At 72.3% G+C, this 16,673-nt stretch carries 14 protein-coding genes; 6 read left to right on the top strand and 8 right to left on the bottom strand.

The genetic code is table 11. The annotated features are described in order from the left end of the window. The first annotated feature begins 81 nt into the window (after nt 1–81). Together OG386_RS06450 and OG386_RS06445 are read left to right on the top strand one after the other, a co-directional pair. Nucleotides 82–1,434 carry a family 2 encapsulin nanocompartment cargo protein terpene cyclase gene (locus tag OG386_RS06450; RefSeq protein ID WP_328787194.1) on the top strand — a complete coding sequence of 451 codons (1,353 nt, stop codon included), beginning with the start codon at nt 82–84 and terminating at the stop codon, nt 1,432–1,434. Nucleotides 1,435–1,449: 15 nt separating this feature from the next. Then, the gene (locus OG386_RS06445; protein WP_328787193.1) at nt 1,450–2,337 is read left to right on the top strand and encodes a geranyl diphosphate 2-C-methyltransferase; all 888 of its coding nucleotides are present in this window, start codon (nt 1,450–1,452) and stop codon (nt 2,335–2,337) included. 109 nt (nt 2,338–2,446) lie between these two features. Here OG386_RS06445 and OG386_RS06440 read toward each other — a convergent pair whose 3' ends face one another. Continuing rightward, nucleotides 2,447–4,069, bottom strand: coding sequence for an FAD-binding oxidoreductase (locus OG386_RS06440; RefSeq protein WP_328787192.1), 1,623 nt, complete (start codon nt 4,067–4,069; stop codon nt 2,447–2,449). A 64-nt stretch (nt 4,070–4,133) separates the two neighbouring features. Between OG386_RS06440 and OG386_RS06435 the strand changes: the two genes are divergently transcribed. Next, nucleotides 4,134–4,778, top strand: a complete 645-nt coding sequence (locus OG386_RS06435; protein ID WP_328787191.1) for a TetR/AcrR family transcriptional regulator — start codon at nt 4,134–4,136, stop codon at nt 4,776–4,778. A gap of 18 nt (nt 4,779–4,796) precedes the next feature. Here OG386_RS06435 and OG386_RS06430 read toward each other — a convergent pair whose 3' ends face one another. Next, nucleotides 4,797–5,285: a MarR family winged helix-turn-helix transcriptional regulator gene (locus OG386_RS06430; protein ID WP_328787190.1), complete on the bottom strand. Its 489-nt coding sequence runs from the start codon at nt 5,283–5,285 to the stop codon at nt 4,797–4,799. An 87-nt stretch (nt 5,286–5,372) separates the two neighbouring features. Here OG386_RS06430 and OG386_RS06425 point away from each other — a divergent pair, with 87 nt between their 5' ends. Continuing rightward, nucleotides 5,373–6,242 (top strand): SDR family NAD(P)-dependent oxidoreductase, encoded by an 870-nt coding sequence (locus OG386_RS06425; RefSeq protein WP_328787189.1) that lies wholly within the window; start codon nt 5,373–5,375, stop codon nt 6,240–6,242. 309 nt (nt 6,243–6,551) lie between these two features. On the opposite strand, the gene OG386_RS06420 is transcribed toward OG386_RS06425, so the two are convergent. Further along, nucleotides 6,552–7,133, bottom strand: coding sequence for a hypothetical protein (locus tag OG386_RS06420; protein WP_328787188.1), 582 nt, complete (start codon nt 7,131–7,133; stop codon nt 6,552–6,554). Nucleotides 7,134–7,283: 150 nt separating this feature from the next. Between OG386_RS06420 and OG386_RS06415 the strand changes: the two genes are divergently transcribed. Together OG386_RS06415 and OG386_RS06410 are read left to right on the top strand one after the other, a co-directional pair. Continuing rightward, nucleotides 7,284–7,784 (top strand): hypothetical protein, encoded by a 501-nt coding sequence (locus OG386_RS06415; RefSeq protein WP_328787187.1) that lies wholly within the window; start codon nt 7,284–7,286, stop codon nt 7,782–7,784. A 222-nt stretch (nt 7,785–8,006) separates the two neighbouring features. Beyond that, entirely contained in the window at nt 8,007–8,744 is a 738-nt protein-coding gene (locus tag OG386_RS06410) for an NPP1 family protein (protein ID WP_385288879.1), read from the top strand. Nucleotides 8,745–8,808: 64 nt separating this feature from the next. On the opposite strand, the gene OG386_RS06405 is transcribed toward OG386_RS06410, so the two are convergent. The 5 genes from OG386_RS06405 to OG386_RS06385 all read right to left on the bottom strand — a co-directional run bounded on the left by OG386_RS06405 (nt 8,809) and on the right by OG386_RS06385 (nt 16,631). Then, nucleotides 8,809–9,906 carry a substrate-binding domain-containing protein gene (locus OG386_RS06405; RefSeq protein ID WP_405790879.1) on the bottom strand — a complete coding sequence of 366 codons (1,098 nt, stop codon included), beginning with the start codon at nt 9,904–9,906 and terminating at the stop codon, nt 8,809–8,811. A 96-nt stretch (nt 9,907–10,002) separates the two neighbouring features. Continuing rightward, nucleotides 10,003–11,043: an ABC transporter permease gene (locus OG386_RS06400; RefSeq protein WP_328793176.1), complete on the bottom strand. Its 1,041-nt coding sequence runs from the start codon at nt 11,041–11,043 to the stop codon at nt 10,003–10,005. A gap of 2 nt (nt 11,044–11,045) precedes the next feature. Further along, a complete protein-coding gene (locus tag OG386_RS06395; RefSeq protein ID WP_328787185.1) occupies nt 11,046–12,596 on the bottom strand; it encodes a sugar ABC transporter ATP-binding protein in 1,551 nt (516 codons plus the stop codon). A 131-nt stretch (nt 12,597–12,727) separates the two neighbouring features. Next, on the bottom strand, nt 12,728–15,541 hold the full coding sequence (locus tag OG386_RS06390; RefSeq protein WP_328787184.1) for a SpoIIE family protein phosphatase: 2,814 nt from the start codon (nt 15,539–15,541) through the stop codon (nt 12,728–12,730). A 106-nt stretch (nt 15,542–15,647) separates the two neighbouring features. Then, a complete protein-coding gene (locus tag OG386_RS06385; RefSeq protein WP_328787182.1) occupies nt 15,648–16,631 on the bottom strand; it encodes a cyclase family protein in 984 nt (327 codons plus the stop codon). Nucleotides 16,632–16,673: the final 42 nt, after the last annotated feature.

The following is a 16,673-nucleotide window of genomic DNA, read 5'->3' as shown; positions in this document are numbered from 1 at the left end:
AGCCAGGACCCCTGCCTGTCCTGGCCCGCCGAGCACGCCCGGGATCCGGGACAACCCACTTACCTCTCCAAGGAGTTACGGATGCCCGATCCTGGGCCTTCCCCTCTGCAGTCGAGCCTGCCCGCCGCCGCGGCGTCCTTCGGGGCCCACGTCCTCGCGGGCGCCCTCGCCGTCGGCGTCGAACCCGCCGTCGGCGCCGGGCCCGTCGAAGCCTCTCCACCGCCTTCGCCCGCCCCGCCGGTACCGCCCGCCCTGCCGACGGGGCCGCCCGTCCTGACACCCGTACCCGTACCCGTACCCGACGAGGGTGCGGCCGCGGCCGCCGCGCCGCAGCCGAGTGCCGCCCTCGAACGGATCCTGCGCGGGCCCAGCGGCCTGGGCACGGCGAGCCTGCACTGGGCCCGGAGCGATGCGCCCGGGGAGGCTGGGGCGCCCGACGCGCCCGCGCCGGCGGCGGGCAACCCGATCCCGGGCCTCTACTACCACCCGGTGCCGGAGCCCGATCCGGTGCGGGTGGAGGAGCTCAGCCGCCGGATCAAGGCCTGGGCGCTGGACGAGGTGTCGCTCTACCCGGATGACTGGGAGGACCAGTTCGACGGCTTCTCCGTCGGGCGCTACATGGTCGCCTGCCATCCGGACGCCCCCAGCATCGAGCACCTGATGCTCGCCACCCGGCTGATGGTCGCCGAGAACGCGGTCGACGACTGCTACTGCGAGGACCACGGCGGCTCGCCGGTCGGTCTCGGCGGGCGGCTGCTGCTGGCGCACACCGCCCTCGACTCCGTCCACACGACGAAGGAGTACGCGCCGGACTGGGAGGCGTCGCTCCTCTCGGACGCTCCCCGGCGCGCCTACCGCTCCGCCATGGAGTACTTCCTCCAGTCCACCACTCCCTCGCAGGCCGACCGGTTCCGGCACGACATGGCCCGGCTGCACATGGGCTATCTCGCCGAGGGGGCCTGGGCGCAGACGGAGTACGTCCCCGAGGTGTGGGAGTACCTGGCGATGCGCCAGTTCAACAACTTCCGCCCCTGCCCGACCATCACCGACTCCGTCGGCGGCTACGAACTGCCGGCGGACCTCCATGCGCAGCCCGCCATGCAACGGGTGATCGCGCTCGCCGGGAACGCCACGACGATCGTCAACGATCTGTATTCCTACACCAAGGAACTGGCCAGTCCCGGACGGCATTTGAACCTGCCGGTGGTGATCGCCGAACGTGAGGGCCGCTCCGAGAAGGACGCCTATCTGAAGGCCGTCGAGGTCCACAACGACCTGATGCGCGACTTCGAGACCGCGGCCGCCGAGCTGGCCCTCGCCTGCCCCGTTCCGAGCGTCCAGCGCTTCTTGCGCGGGGTGGCCGTGTGGGTCGACGGCAACCACTACTGGCACCAGACCAACACCTATCGCTACAGCCTGCCCGATTTCTGGTAAAGATGGGAATTGTTCATGACTAGCATCGATCTCACCGCCGCCGCCGGTACCTCCTCCGTGTTCATCCCCGGACCGGCGACTCCCTATCAGGGGGACATCGCCCGCTACTGGGACCACGAGGCCAGGCCCGTGAACCTCCGTCTCGGCGACGTGGACGGCCTTTACCACCACCACTACGGCATCGGTGACATCGACCACGCCGCCCTCGGCGACACCGAGGACAGCGCATACGAGAAGAAGCTGATCGCCGAGCTCCACCGCCTGGAGTCGGCCCAGGCCGAACTCCTCCTTGAGCACCTCGGTCCCATCGGGCGCGACGACACCCTCGTCGACGCGGGTTGCGGCCGCGGCGGTTCGATGGTCATGGCCCACCAGCGCTTCGGATGCAAGGTGGAGGGCGTCACCCTGTCGGCCAAGCAGGCCGACTTCGCCAACCGGCGCGCCCAGGAACTCGGCATCGAGGACCACGTCCGGGCCCGGGTCTGCAACATGCTCGGCACGCCGTTCGAGACCGGGCAGGCCGCGGGCTCGTGGAACAACGAGTCGAGCATGTACGTCGACCTGCACGACCTCTTCGCGGAGCACTCGCGCGTCCTCGAGGTCGGCGGCCGGTACGTGACCATCACCGGCTGCTGGAACCCGAAGTACGGCCAGCCCTCCAAGTGGGTCTCCCAGATCAACGCGCACTTCGAGTGCAACATCCACTCCCGCCGGGAGTACCTGCGGGCGATGGCCGACAACCGTCTCGTACCGCAGGCCGTCATCGACCTGACCCCCGAGACCCTGCCCTACTGGGAGCTGCGGGCCACGTCCTCCCTGGTCACCGGCATCGAGGAGGCGTTCATCGAGTCCTACAAGGACGGCTCCTTCCAGTACGTCCTGATCGCGGCCGACCGCGTCTGACCGACCGCGGACCGCAGGGGCCGGGGCCGTCGTACGACGACCGCGGCCCCTGCAGGGCGTCCCCGGGGATACCGGCCTCCCGTCCGGCCGGCGTACGGACGGACCCCGATCAGTCCACGAGTACACCGGGGTTGAGGATGCCGCGCGGGTCGAGGGCCCCCTTCGCGGCCCGCAGGGCGAGGGCGAAGGGCTCCGGGCGCTGGCGGTCGTAGCCCGGGCGGTGGTCTCGGCCGACCGCGTGGTGGTGCGTGATCGTGGCCCGGTGGCGGTGCAGGACCTCGCTCGCGACGGCCTTGAGGTCGTCCCAGACGGCGACCTCGTCACCGGCCCGACCGGCGGCGAGCACGGTGAAGTACGGCGCCGCGCCATCCGGATATACATGTGTCAGACGGCAGTTGACGGTCGCCGGGAATCCGGTGGCCTTGACCGCAGCCTCGCCGACCTCCCTGCGCACCTCGTCGATCAGGCCCGGGATCCGGTCCCAGGTGGCCGCCGTCTCGAAGGTCTCCGCGACCGCGCCCATCCGGGCCAGCCCGTCACGGAGGTAGGGCATCCGCAGGAACGCCGAACGCCAGGCGCGCACGGCCGCGTCTCCGTCCCGGCCCTCCTCCGGTCCGCCGGCCCCGCCCGTCCCGCCACAGCGCCCGCCGTGCGAACGGGCCAGCGCGACGGCCCGTGCGAGCCGGGCGGTCACCGGTTCGTCCGCCGACTCGAACCCCAGGACCAGTACGGAACTGCCGTCGTGCGCCGCGCCCGAGAGCGCGGCTTCGCCGGGGTCCAGCAGACGGCAGTTGGCGGGGGTGAGGTCGGACTGCGCGAGGGCGCGCACCGCCCCGAGGGCGCCCTGGAAGTCCGTGAACGCCACCGCGGCGGACGCCTTGTGGCGGGGGCGTTCCTGGAGGCGTACCCAAGCCTCGGTGATGACGCCGAGGGCTCCTTCGGAGCCCAGGAACAGGCGGTCGGGGGAGGGGCCCGCCCCGGAGGCGGGCAGCCGCCACGAGCTGCTGGTGCCGGCCGGGGTCACGACGCGCAGCGACTGGACGAAATCGTCGATGTGCGTCCGGCCGGTGGCGTAGTGGCCGCCGGCCCGGGTCGCGAGCCAGCCGCCCAGCGTGGAGAACTCGAAGCTCTGCGGGAAGTGCCGCAGGGTGAGGCCGTGGGGCCGCAGCTGGTCCTCCAGGCCCGGCCCGAGCGTGCCGGCCTGGATGCGCGCCGCCCGGCCCGCGGTGTCGACCTCCAGCACGCGGTCCATGGCGGTCAGGTCCAGGGACAGGACGGCCCGGTGGGCATCGCCCCGGTACTCCACGCCCCCGGAGACCGAGGAACCCCCGCCGTACGGGACGACGGCGACCTGCCGCTCACCGGCCCAGTCCAGCAGATCGGCCACGCCCCGGTCGTCCGTGGGGCGGGCGACGAGGTCGGGGATGCGGCCGGGACGTCCGCGCAGGGCGCGCACCACGTCGCGGTAGGCCTTGCCCATGGCGTGCGCGGCACGGTCCCCGGGGTCGGTGCTGACCAGGTGGGCGAGGCTCCGCGGGGGTTCGGCCGCGGGGCCCGCGATGGCCAGGTCGCGGACGCGGGGCACGGGGAGCGGGTGGCTGAGGGTGCCGGGGAGCAGGGCGCCGAGCGCGGTGCATTCCGCGTCGTCGGGATGCGCGTCGGTCCAGCCCCAGCCCCACCAGGAGCGGGTGCGGGACGGGGGCTGCGTCGGCTGCGGGATGGTGCCGGCCATGGCGGCGCTCCAGGGGTCGAGGTAATTTACCTAGCGGTAAATTACCTACTGATAATATCCGTCCATGGCAACCCCCTCCTCGCATTCCTCGAAGGCCGGCACCAAGGGAGTCCCGCGGCAGCACCGCCGCCGACAGATGCTGGAGGCGGCCACGGAGGAGTTCGGTACGCGCGGGTACGCGGCCGCCTCGCTCCCCGCGATCGCCGCGCGGGTGGGGGTGACCAAGACGCTGCTGCACCAGTACTTCGGCACCAAGGAAGAGCTGTACGTGGCCTGCCTGGTCCCGGTCGGGGACCGGCTGCTGGACACCGTCCGTGCGGCCATGGAGGAGGGCGGGGCCGCCGCCCCGCACACGCCGTTGCGCGTGCTCCACGGCATCTTCGTCGCCCTGGAGGGGCAGCGGGAGGCGTGGTTCGTGCTCTACGACACCACCCTGCCGCCCGGCGGTGAGGCCGCGCGCCGGGCCTCGGAGTACTGGGCGGCCATCGACCGGCTCGCCGCCGGCGGCACCGCGGAACTGCTGCGCGCGGCCGGATCCACCGATCCGCTGGACGCCGACGCGCTGAAGTACGTATGGCGGGACCTGGTCGCGACCCTGGTCCGCTGGTGGGTCAAGCACCCGGAGCAGACTCCGGAGGCCATGACGCGGCGCTGCGCCCGCCTCTTCGCGGCCGCCGCCGCCCTCACGCCCGACGGCCACTCCGACTGAGCGGCGCTGCTCGGGGGGTTACTTGGCGCGCTGCTCGGCCTGCTCGGCCTGTGCCGCCTTCGCGGCCTTGAGCTTGCGCCACACGGTGCCCAGCGCCTCCAGGTCCCGCTCGTCGAGGAGCTCGGTGAAGACCGGGGCCAGGGCTTCGCGCCGGGTGGCGTCCGCCTCGACGAACACCGTACGGCCCGCCTCGGTGAGGGAGACCTCCACCGACCGGGCGTCGCGCGCCGAAGGCGTGCGGGTCACCAGGCCCCGGGTCTGCAGGGCGTCCACGACGCGGGAGACCTGGCTGCGGCTGAGCAGGGTGCTGTTGCCGAGCACGGAGGCGGGCACCGGCTCGGGGCTGGAGGCCAGCCACAGCATGACCTCGAACCAGGACACCGGCAGGTCATGGGCTTTGACCAGGGCCCGGTCGACGCGATCGGTCATGACCGTCCCGGCCCACACCAGCCCGTAGAAGGCGTAGTCGGCCGCCGGCATCTCGGATTCGGTGAGCTTCTTCGGCATGTCGGCAGTCTAGAGCTTGCGTGCGCACGCACATAATTTTATAGTGTGTGTGCACGCACATAAACCGTCCCCGTGAAAGGCCCCGCCATGTCGACCCCCTCCGCCGCCACCTCCGCGACCTCCGCCCGCACCGTCCTGATCACCGGCACCTCCTCCGGCATCGGCCTGGCCGCCGCGATCGCCGCCGCCCGGGCCGGCTGGCGCACGGTCGCCACCCTGCGCGACACGGGCCGCGCCGACGCGCTGCGCAAGGCCGCCGTCGAGGCGGGCGTCGAGCTCGACGTCCGACAGCTCGACGTCGTCGACGAGGCCTCCGTCGCCGCCGCCGTGGAAGGCGTCATCGCCGACTACGGCCGGCTGGACGCCGTCGTCAACAACGCGGGCGCCGGGCACGTGGGCACCCTGGAGCTCGAATCCGTCGCCGACGTCCGCGGGGTCATGGAAGTCAACTTCTTCGGCGTACTGAACGTCTCCAAGGCCGCGCTGCCGCACCTGCGGGCCACCGGCGGACGCCTGATCACGGTCACCAGCGTCGGCGGCGTCATCGGCCAGCCCTTCAACGAGGCCTACTGCGCCGCGAAGTTCGCCGTGGAGGGGTACATGGAGAGCCTGGCCCCCGTCGCGGGCGCCGTCGGCGTGAGCGTGTCCGTCATCGAGCCCGGCGCCGTGGCGACGGAGTTCGTGAACAACATCGGCCTCGACCTCGAAGCGCGGATCGCCGCGGCCGGCCCGTACTCCGACGCGCTGCGCCACTACGTCGAGCGCACGGTCGGCCAGTTCATGAACGGCGCGCAGACCCCGGCCGGCGCGGCCGAGTCCGTCATGGAGGCGCTCACCGCCGACCGGCCCGCCTTCCGCATCCAGACCTCACAGTGGGCCCGCGACTTCACGGGGACCAAGCTGGCCGACCAGGACGGCTCGGCGGTCGTCGGCATGACCGGCACCTGGGTCGCCTGATCTGCGACAGGGCCTAGGGAACCGGGTCCCCGACCTGTGCTCCGCCCGGATCCGGGTCATGATGGCCGGAGGTGGACGAGTCCCGCGTGCGGTCCCCGGACCGCACGCGGCGGCACGCCCGGATCGGGAGGTGGCTCGTGGGCATGGACGAATCGAGCAGGGCCTGGTTCATGATCGGCGTCGTCATCGCCGTCATCCTCCTGGACCTCCTGGCCATCATCTTGATGAACACCCTCGGCTGAACTGCGGGCACGGGCAGGTCGACCGCCGGGCTGCCCCTGGGCTCGGCGGCGCCGCCGACCCCGGCGATCAGATCGGCTCGAAGCTCGGCTCGACCGGACCGATCTCGCCGCTCCCCGCCAGTTCGTCCAGGTCCTCCGGTTCGAGGAACTCCACGAGGTCGGGGTCGATCCCGTGGTGCGGGTCCACGTCGCGCAAGCGCTTGGCGAAGGCGAGCACGAAGTCGGTGAACGGTCCGTCGAAGACCTCGGGATCGGCCCCGTTGATGTTCGTGACGATCTTCCAGAGGTCCGGTTCCGGGTCGCGCGGCCAGAAGAAGTGCTCGTCGCCGGAGTGGTCGTAGCCCCAGGAGACGAGGCCGCCCGGGTCGGGGTGGAACCGGAACGGGTACCTGCCCGGGTCGCGCCGCCATGACCCGCCGAACCTTGCGTGGATGTCCCGCATCCGCTCCAGGAGCGGGCTGGACCCTCGGGGGTGGAAGACCACCAGCTCTCCGGAGATCACACCGGTGCCGTAGGCGTCGAGGAACCTCTTGAAGTCGCCGGGCAGCGACGAGCCGACGTAGGCCTCGACCTCGGCCCAGTCGTCGGGGGACGGCTCTCGGGCCGGCGGCGGGCCGACCAGTTGCACCAGCTCGTCCCATCCCGTCATGCGCCCCACCTGCTTGATCGTCGTTCGTCAGGGGCAAACCTAGTCACGTGCAGCTGCGACGATCAAGGCGCCGCATGCCGGCGTCGCCGGGCCCCACCCGCGCCGAAACGGTTGGACAGCCCGTCGCCGCAGCTGACAGGCTCCCGCACCATGGAGCTGCTCGACGTCCTGACGGAACTCGCACGATCGGGGCGTCTGGGGCCGGTCTCGAACGGTGCACCCTGGGGCGCGGTCACCGCAGCGCTCGGCGAGCCCTGGGAAGTGACCATCGGGAAGCGTCGGTCATGGCCGCGCCTGTTCGCCTACGACGACCTCGAACTCAGCGTCTGCCGCTGCCAGCAGGTCGTCCTGATCTGCCTCCAGACCTGGCGCGATGTCATCCACCTTCCCATCGGACTGGTCGGCAGGGAGGCCTTCCCGGGCAAGCCCGACTACGCCGACGTGACCGAATCCCTTGACCGCGCCGGTTGCGCCTGGAAGCCCTACGAACCCCTGACCTTCGGCAACCAGTGCTCGATCCAGGCCACGCCCTCCGGCGTCCTCTTCGTCTTCGACGTATCGGACGGGAAGGACCCCGTCCTCAACGTCGTGGGCCCCCCGCCCCACCCGCACGACTGCCCCGCGACCACCGATGGGCCCGGTAGTCCATGACACATCCCTGACATTCCGTCAAATTCCTTGTGTACGAGGCTTTCCCGGCCCTTCGGCATGCAAGGAACGGAGTCTGTCCGGCCCCTTGCCGTGTCGCCCCGGTTCGCGAATGATGCTCGCGGCGCGTCGGTCGGCGGTGTTCCGCCGCGGCGCACCCACCCCCCTCGCATCCGGTCGGCCAGGAGGCCTGTTTTGCGGACGAACCGTCACATCCGGAGATCGATGGTCGTCGTCGGTGCTGCCCTCGCGGTGGTCGTCGCCGTGCCCCAAGTGGCCTTCGCGGCGCCGCCCCCGGCGCTCCCCGGTAGGGCCGAGGCGATCGAGCTGACCTATCAGCCCGCGTACGACTACGACACCGACGGCTGCTACCCGACGCCCGCCATCAGCGCGAGCGGGGTGCTGAACGGCGGACTGAAGCCCACCGGCGCCCTCAACGGCAGCTGCCGGGACGCCTCGGACCTCGAGAACACCAACGGCTACTCCCGCTGGGCCTGCAACAACGGCTGGTGCGCCGTCATGTACGCGCTCTACTTCGAGAAGGACCAGGCCCTGCCCGGCATCGAGCTCGGCGGCCACCGGCACGACTGGGAGCACGTGGTCGTGTGGATCCAGGGCAACGAGGCCAAGTACGTCGCGACCTCCGCCCACGGGGACTTCAACATCCACTCGCGCGACCAGATCCGCTGGGACGGCAACCACCCCAAGATCGTTTACCACAAGGACGGCATCGGCACGCACTGCTTCCGCGCCGCGAACACCAACGACGAACCGCCCGAGAACCACCGCCGCGCCTGGCAGTTCCCCACCCTCGTCGGCTGGTCGGGCTACCCGGCGACCGTGCGGGACAAGCTCACGCAGGCCGATTTCGGCAGCGCGCACTTCGGCCTGAAGGACGGCTCCTTCGCCTCCCACCTGGCGGAGGCCAAGCCGGCGGGCATCCCCTTCGACCCGTACCGGTAACGCGCGGCACGCAGGGGGTACCGGCCCCGCACCGAGCGGGACCGGAGCCCCCTGCGCGGCGCCGTCAGCCCGCCCAGATCCTGCGGTACCCCTCGCGGTAGCCGGACGGGTCCCAGGACGTGGCGCCGTCGCTGTTGTCGGCCGTGGCGATGTGCACGGGGGCCACGTAGCCGCTGGCCGGCCGGTCGGCGAAGGCCCGGTTGAACTCGTCGATGATCTGCCAGCCCTGCTGGTTCAACGGCTCGGGCACGGTGGCGGCCTGGAACTGCTCGCTGTTGATCCGCTGGAAGGCGGAAGGGTCGCCGTCGCCGGCGCCGATGTTGAAGGGCGGACCGGAGCCGGGCTTGCCCGCCGCGCGCAGCGCCGGGGCCGCGTCCGCGAAGTAGAGGTCGTTGATGGCGGCGGAGTACGTCCACTCGTCCTGGAAGCGGGAGAGCAGGGAGGAGACCGCCTGCGGGGTGCGGATCCCGGCGTCGGGGATGGGGATGTTCTCGTAGCTCAGGAGCCGTACGCCGGAGCAGGTGGCGAGCCCCTTGCGGATCAGCTCCGCCTTGTTCTTCGCGAACGGGATCGAGTCGTCGGTGAAGAGGACGACTCCGGCATCGCCCGCGGACCGGGCGATGATCCAGTCCGCGCTGATCCTCGCGACGTCCTCCACCTTGGTGGTGACGTTGGTGAACAGCTTCGGTCGCTCGCTCGGGCCGGGGGAACCCACCGCGTGCCAGCCGATCACCGGGATGTGCGCCGCTTCGGCCCGCGCCATCTGCTGCGAGGTCAGCTGGGGATCGAAGCCGCCGATGACGATGCCCGAGGGCCGCAGGGTGATGGCCTGGCTGAGGGCAGCCTGGATGCCGGCAGGGGTGCCGTCCCCGTCGATCACCCGCACCTGCCAGCCGATGGCCTTCGCGGCCTCCTCGACGCCCTTCGCAACGCCCGCGACACCGGGGTTGGTCATGGTCTGCGCGACGTAGACGATCGACTTGTCGGGGACCGCCGCGGGGCCGGTGGTGGGGCCGTGCCAGGTGGTGTCGGTGTTCTCGGCCCGCGCGACGGCCGCCTTGGCGCTCGCGAGGGCAGCGGGGCAACCGGCCCTGGGCGGCGCGGAGCCGGTGGAGGGGCCGCCGCTCCCGCAGCCGGCGGCGAGGGCGGCGGCCGCTGCCAGCAGCGCCGCGGTCGTGAGGGTGGTCCTGCGGTGCGAGTGCGACTGCGAGTCCTTCGGGTACACGGTGCTCCTGACGCGGTGCGCGTACGAACGTTCCTAGGGGGTGCGCAGCCGGCGCCGGGCGGAGTAGCCGGCCAGGCCGACGGCGATGAGCAGGGTGGCCCCGTTGAACAGCGGCGTGGCCCAGAAGTCGGCGCCGAGCTGGCCGATGCCGGCGAGGCCGATGGCGAGGACGGCGACCGCCACGACGGTGCCGAGGGCGTTGACGCGGCCGGGTTTGATCGTCGTGGACCCGAGCAGGGCGCCGACGAACGCGGGCAGCAGGTAGTCCAGTCCGACGCTCGGGTTGCCGGTCTGCTGCTGGGCGGCGAGGAGGACCCCGGCGAGGCCGGTGACCAGGCCGGATCCGGCGAAGGCGTAGACGGAATACCGGTGGCTGGGGATGCCGATGATGTCGGCGGTGCGCCGGCTCGAGCCGATGACGTACATGTACCGGCCGAGCGGTAGCCGTTCCAGGACCACCCAGAGCGCGGCCGTGAGGGCCAGGACGTAGTAGGCGGGGAGCGGCAGGCCGAGGAACCGGGAGTCGTAGAGGTCGGTGAAGGCGGCGGGCAGGCCGTCCGGGCCGGGGACGATCCGGGAGCCGTCGGTGATCCAGCCGGTGACGGCGTACATCATGCTGCCGGTGCCGAGCGTGGCGATGAAGGAATCGATCCGCACGTACTCGACGATGACGCCGTTGAGGACGCCGACCAGTGCCCCGCCGAGGACGACGGTGAGGCAGGCCAGCGGCCAGGGCCAGCCCGTGTTGACGATGAGCTGCAGCACCATCACGTGGGCCAGGCCGAGGCCGTAGCCCATGGACAGGTCGAACTTCCCGGTGGCGATGGGGATGGTCGCGCCGAGGGCCAGGATGGCCGGGATCGACTGGTTGGACAGGATCGAGGAGACGTTGTCCCGGGTGGGGAAGGTGTCCGGCAGGACGAGGGAGAAGACCAGGAAGAGCAGGACGGCGAGGACGAGCAGGCCGTAGGTGCCGAGGTGGTGACCCCGTAGGTGGTCCAGCAAGGACCGCGGCGAGGACGAACGGGAAGGCGAGGGCGACGGGGCAGGGGGCGGGGACGGGGAAGGGGTCATGGTCATCGGTCCGTCGTGGGTCCGGTGATCGCGGACATGGCCGAGGCGGTTCGGGTGAGTTCGGTGACCGTGAGGGCCGCACCGCTCAGCTCGGCGCTCACGCTCCCGCGGACGAACACCAGAGCGCGATGGCACACGTCCGCGACCTCCTCGAAGTCGGTGGAGATGAGCAGGACCGCCAGGCCCGAGGCCAGTGCGTCGTCGAGCAGCCGGTGGATGGTCACCTTGGCGCCGACGTCCACACCGGCGGTCGGCTCCTCCAGGACGAGCAGACGCAGGTGTCCCCGGAGCCACCGGCCGACCATGACCTTCTGCTGGTTGCCGCCGGACAGGGTGGCGATCGGCACCTCGCTGTCGCGGGGGTGCACCGAGAACCGGTCGATGAGGGCGGTGGCCCGGGCGCGCTCGCGGCGGGGGCTGATCCAGTGGACCGCCGGGGTGCCGGACGCGCGCGGGTTCGCCAAGAAGTTCTCCCGTACGGTCAGGTCGGCGGCGCAGCCCTCCTCCTGACGGTTGGCCGCGACGAAGCCGACGCCGGAGTCGAGTGCGGAGTGGACCGTACGCGGGTGGTACGGCCGGCCGTCGAGCAGCACCCGCCCGCCGAGGATCGGCAGGGCGCCGGCGAGGGCGCGGCCCAGCTCCATGTGGCCGGCTCCGGTCAGGCCCACCATGCCGAGGACCTCACCGGCGCGCAGGTCCAGGCTCACCCCTGCGGTGGACACGGTCCGCACCCCGTGGAGGCTCAGCAGGGGCGCGCCGGCGGCCGGGGGAGCGGTGGGCGCCCGGCCGGCCGGTGCGTGGCCCACGATCGCGCGCACCAGTCGGTCCGGGCTGTGACCGGCGAGCGGGCCCCGGTCGACCAGCCGTCCGTCCCGCAGCACGGCGAAGGCGTCGGCGACCCGGTAGACCTCGTCGAGCCGGTGGCTGACGTAGAGGATTCCGTGGCCGCGGTCGCGCAGGGTGTGGAGCACGTCGAAGAGCCGCGCGCAGTCGGCGGCCGGGAGGGTGGCGGTCGGCTCGTCGAGCACGATGAGCTCGGCCCGGGTGGCGAGGGCGCGGGCGATGGCGACGAGCGAGCGCTCGGCGGGGCCGAGGCGGGCGATCCGGGCGTCGGCGTCCAGGTGCCCGGCGACGATCCGCAGGGCCTCGTCGCAGCGCTCGCGGGTCCGCCGCCAGGAGATCAGTCCGCGATGGCGGGGGTAGCCGGTGCCCAGGGCGATGTTCTCGGCCACCGTCATCCACGGGACGAGCCCGAGGTCCTGGTGGATGAAGGACATGTTCCGGGTCGCGGCGTGGCTGCCGAGGGGGTGTCCGGCCACCGTGACCTCGCCCGTGTCGGCTTGGTGCACCCCGGCGAGCACCTTGATGAGGGTGGACTTTCCGGCTCCGTTGGGGCCGAGCAGGGCGAGGACGCTGCTGCGCCGGATGTCGAGGTCGACCGAGTCCAACGCGAGCGTGCCGCCGAACCGCTTGCTCAGGCCGCGCAGGCGGACGAGGGGTGCGGCACCGGACTGCGAGGGTGGGCTCGCCCAGGTGTCGGGAGCGTCATGCACGGACTTCTCCGGGGGTCGGCCTCCGAGTTCTTCCCGACGGTACGGGGCACTCTACGGGGACATCAAGGAACATTCCCGGCATATCGAGGCGCTGTCTGACCCGGGTGGCCGAACGGCCGGGGCTCCGGGGGTCATGCCGCGGCCAGGGTGCACTCGGCCCAGATGACCTTTCCGCTGGTGGTGTAGCGCGTGCCCCAGGACTGGGCGAGCTGGGCGACGAGGAACAGGCCTCGGCCGCCCTCGTCGGTGGTGGCCGACTGGCGCATGCGCGGGGCACTGCTGCTGGCGTCGTGCACCTCGCAGATCAGGTTGCGGTCGTGGATGAGACGTACCCGGATGGGCGCGGTCCCGTAGCGGACGGCGTTCGTGACCAGCTCGCTGAGCAGCAGTTCCGTGGCGAACGCGGACTCCTCCAGACCCCACCGGTGCAGTTGCTCCACGGAAGCGGCGCGGACCTCGGAGACGAGCGCCGGGTCGGCGGCCAGCTCCCAGGTCGCGATCCGGTCCGCGGGTACGGCGTGGGTGCGGGCGACCAGGAGCGCGATGTCGTCGGCGGGGTGCTCGGGCGCCACGGCGTCGAGCACGGCCTGGCAGGTTTCCTCGGGGGCCCGGTCCGGGTGCGCCAGCGCCCGGTTCAGCGCGTCGAGGGCCACGTCGACGTCGCGGTGGCGGTCCTCGATGAGCCCGTCGGTGTAGAGGACGAGCTGGCTGTGCTCGGGGAGCCGGATCTCGACCGACTCGAAGGGCAGGCCGCCGAGGCCGAGCGGGGGACCGGCGGGCAGGTCGAGGAGGGACACGGCGCCGTCGGGCTGGACCAGCGCGGGCGGAGGGTGGCCGGCCCGGGCCATGGTGCACTGCTGGGAGGTGGGGTCGTAGATGGCGTACAGGCAGGTGGCGCCGACGATGCCGGTGCTGCCGGAGCCGGGACCGTCCCCGCCCTCCTCGCGGTCGAGGCGCACCATCAGGTTGTCCAGGTGGGTGAGGAGCTCGTCGGGGGCCAGCTCCAGCTCGGCGAAGTTGCGGGCGGCGGTGCGCAGCCGGCCCATGGTGGCGGCGGCGTGCAGTCCGTGGCCGACGACATCGCCGACGAGGAGGGCGACCCGGGCCCCGGACAGGGGGATGACGTCGAACCAGTCGCCGCCGACGCCCGACTCGGCGGGCAGGTAGCGGTGGGCGACTTCGACGGCGCTCTGCTCGGGGAGGTCGCGGGGGAGCAGGCTGCGCTGGAGGGACAGGGCGAGGGTGTGTTCGCGGGTGTAGCGGCGGGCGTTGTCGATGCAGAGGGAGGCGCGGGCGGCGAGCTCCTGGGCCAGGGAGCGGTCGTCGTCCCCGTAGGGGGCCGGGTCGTGCGAGCGGTAGAAGCTCGCGACGCCGAGTACGGCGCCTCGGGCGAGCAGCGGGACCGTGATGAGGGAGTGGATGTTGTGGGCGAGGAGCAGTTCGGCGTGCCGGGGGTCCTGGGCGATCCAGCCGAAGGCGGCCTTCAGGTCTTGTTCGAGCACCGGCTGGCGGGTGGCGATGCAGCGCATGTGGGGCGTGGTGGGCCGCAGGCTGACCTGCGTACCGACCGGGTAGAAGGGGCAGTCCTCGCGGATGCCGTGGACCACTGTGCGGTGCATTTCGGTGGTGGGGTGGGGGGACTCCTCGCCGAGCAGTACGCCCCCGGGCAGGTCGATGGTGACGAAATCGGCCAACCTCGGGACGGCCGTCTCGGCGAGCTCCCAGGCGGTGCGGCTCACGTCCAGCGTGGTGCCGATGCGGTTGCTGGCCTCGGCCAACAACTCCAGGCGCCGGCGCGCGGCGACGGCGTACTTGCCCACCTCGGGCTCGCCCACCAGCACCAGCCCTCTGACCCGCCCCTGGGAGGGGCCGACGGCGGGCGCCCGGGCGGCCTCCCCGGCGGGGCGCTCGGCGAGCGGTGCGCCGTGTGCGCGGACCGTCGCCGGTTCCGGACCGGGGGTGACGTGGGGGCCGAGCGCGGTCGGCGTCGCAGTGGGGGCGTGGGGGTGGGTGGGGGCGGGGGCGTGCCGCTCCGAGTCCTCGGGGAGCAGCGCCTCGACGACGACTCCCTCCACCCCGGTGGCGCTCGTCACGGGGCGGCTGACCAGCGTGACCCACCGGCCGCGGGACAGGGGCACCTCGGCGGCGGCCCGCCGGTCCCCGGACATCAGCTCCGTGGCCCTCTCCTTCAGGGTCGCCTGGTCGCTCTGCTCCAGCTCGCTCTGGAGGAAGTCGGCCATGGCGACCGGGTGCCCGTCGAGGCCGTGCTCGCCGCTCAGTGCGAGGCTCGCGGTGTCCAGATAGGCCTGCAGGAGACCGTGCTCGCGCGCCGAACTCTGGTCCATCAGCCGTCGCTCGATGGCTTCGGCCGCCTTGCGCACCACGGGGATCAGCGCCGGGTCCGCCTCGGTGTAGGGATATCCGAGGCACAGGACGCCCTGGATGTGCCCGCTGAGCTGGTCGCGCAGGGGGATCGCGGTGCAGGCGCTCGACTGGGACCGCTCGGCGAAGTGCTCGGCGCCGTAGACCTGGCACAGTCGCCTTTCCGCGAGGCTGAGGCCGATGCCGTTCGTCCCGGCGAACTGCTCGGCGAAGACGAAGCCGGGGACGGTCTGGATCGGGGCGAGACGCCGGGCCATCGACTTCTCGCCGAAGCGGCGTGCGAGCACCATGCCGTGACCGTCGGCGAGGCAGATGTTCGTCTGGCTGCCCGCGAAGATGGCCTGGAGCCGGTCGAGCACCGGCTCGGCGGCGCGCAGCAGCGGACCGTCCACGTCGAAGTCCTGCTGGAAGGGGAGCTCGGACTGGTCCGGCGACAGCCCCAGCAGACGGCTGCGCTGCCACGAACTCAGGATCGGACTTCTCACGCTCCCCTCGACCGACTCGCCCTGCAGGAATCGGTCACGGAAGCGCACGGGGCCGATGCGGTCCCCGACGACCCCCATGTGCACCACTTCCCCTCACCGGAGCGCCCCCGATCACAGGATTTGAGTATATTCCTCACATTTCGGCAATGAGATGAGGGAGTGGAATGATCAGCGGGCGCGGGCGTCACAGGATCGCGACCGGATTGACCGGTGAGCCCGTTCCGCCGGGTACGTTCAGCGGCGCCACGACGAGCAGGAACGCGTAACGGCCCGCTTCGGCGCACGCGGCCGAGAGCGGTTCGAGGTCGAGGTTGTCCAGCAGCGGCACCCCCATCGCCGTGACGGCGAGCGCGTGGACGGGAGAGTGCAGCCCCTCGACCGGCGAAGGCCGTACATCGCTGTCCCCGTCACCGCCCAGCAGCGCGACGGCGCGCTCGGCCAGCAGCGGTACGGCGTGCACGTGCCAGCCCGCGCTCGCCGCGTCGGGGTTCCAGGCGCCGAGCTCCCGGCGCCGGCGCAGGGCCCCGGAGCGCAGCAGCACCGCGTCGCCGTCCCCGACGGTCACTCCGAGTGCCTCTTCCGCGGCGACGAGGTCCCGTGCGTGCACCGCACGGCCCGGTTCGAGCCATTCGACCCCGAGGACGGCGGGCAGGTCGACCAGGACGCCCCGCGTGACGAGGGGGCCGAGCGCCGACACCGCGCCGAAGCGGGCACCGGCCGCACCGACGTGCTCGCGCGCGGTGCGCCCGTCGAACAGTTGCCCTCGGTAGGCGACGTGCGACAGTGCGTCGAGGTGCGTCACGGCCTTGCCGTGATAGTCCGCGGCCAGGAAGTCCTTGTGGACGGACGGCTCCGGGGCCGTCACGTCGCCGAGGTCGGACATGTAGTGCAGCGCGGGCTTCGCGTTGTCCGGGCCGGGGCGGGTGTCCCAGGGCCGTGCCATCGCAACGACGGTCCCGTCCCGGACCGTGGCGGTCGCCCTGCGCGCGTGTTCCGCCGTCACCCGGTTCCAGGCCCCGCGATCGGCCGCCGCCCACCGGCCCCACGTACGGACCGACGCGAACAGCGCGTCGAACTCCCGGCGGGAGACGGCGGGCCCGTTGGCCGGCCCCGTTGCCGGCCCGTCGTCCGGGGCGTCGGCGGGGGTACCGGTGGGGTTGTCGCTCATGTCCCCAGTGTCCGGCGGTTCGCGCCCCGGCGCTGGCCGGGA

It is taken from the genome of Streptomyces sp. NBC_00273 (assembly GCF_036178145.1).
In the GTDB taxonomy this organism is placed as follows: Bacteria; Actinomycetota; Actinomycetes; order Streptomycetales; family Streptomycetaceae; genus Streptomyces.
The sequence above is the reverse complement of the archived record's forward strand: the minus strand, read 5'-3'. Positions and strand labels throughout refer to the sequence as shown.

Coding starts and splice junctions, on each gene's coding strand:
- OG386_RS06450 (WP_328787194.1), top strand. CDS start 82: ATGCCCGATCCTGGGCCTTCCCCTCTGCAGTCGAGCCTGCCCGCCGCC.
- OG386_RS06445 (WP_328787193.1), top strand. CDS start 1,450: ATGACTAGCATCGATCTCACCGCCGCCGCCGGTACCTCCTCCGTGTTC.
- OG386_RS06440 (WP_328787192.1), bottom strand. CDS start 4,069: ATGGCCGGCACCATCCCGCAGCCGACGCAGCCCCCGTCCCGCACCCGC.
- OG386_RS06435 (WP_328787191.1), top strand. CDS start 4,134: ATGGCAACCCCCTCCTCGCATTCCTCGAAGGCCGGCACCAAGGGAGTC.
- OG386_RS06430 (WP_328787190.1), bottom strand. CDS start 5,285: ATGCCGAAGAAGCTCACCGAATCCGAGATGCCGGCGGCCGACTACGCC.
- OG386_RS06425 (WP_328787189.1), top strand. CDS start 5,373: ATGTCGACCCCCTCCGCCGCCACCTCCGCGACCTCCGCCCGCACCGTC.
- OG386_RS06420 (WP_328787188.1), bottom strand. CDS start 7,133: ATGACGGGATGGGACGAGCTGGTGCAACTGGTCGGCCCGCCGCCGGCC.
- OG386_RS06415 (WP_328787187.1), top strand. CDS start 7,284: ATGGAGCTGCTCGACGTCCTGACGGAACTCGCACGATCGGGGCGTCTG.
- OG386_RS06410 (WP_385288879.1), top strand. CDS start 8,007: ATGGTCGTCGTCGGTGCTGCCCTCGCGGTGGTCGTCGCCGTGCCCCAA.
- OG386_RS06400 (WP_328793176.1), bottom strand. CDS start 11,043: ATGACCCCTTCCCCGTCCCCGCCCCCTGCCCCGTCGCCCTCGCCTTCC.
- OG386_RS06390 (WP_328787184.1), bottom strand. CDS start 15,541: ATGGGGGTCGTCGGGGACCGCATCGGCCCCGTGCGCTTCCGTGACCGA.
- OG386_RS06385 (WP_328787182.1), bottom strand. CDS start 16,631: ATGAGCGACAACCCCACCGGTACCCCCGCCGACGCCCCGGACGACGGG.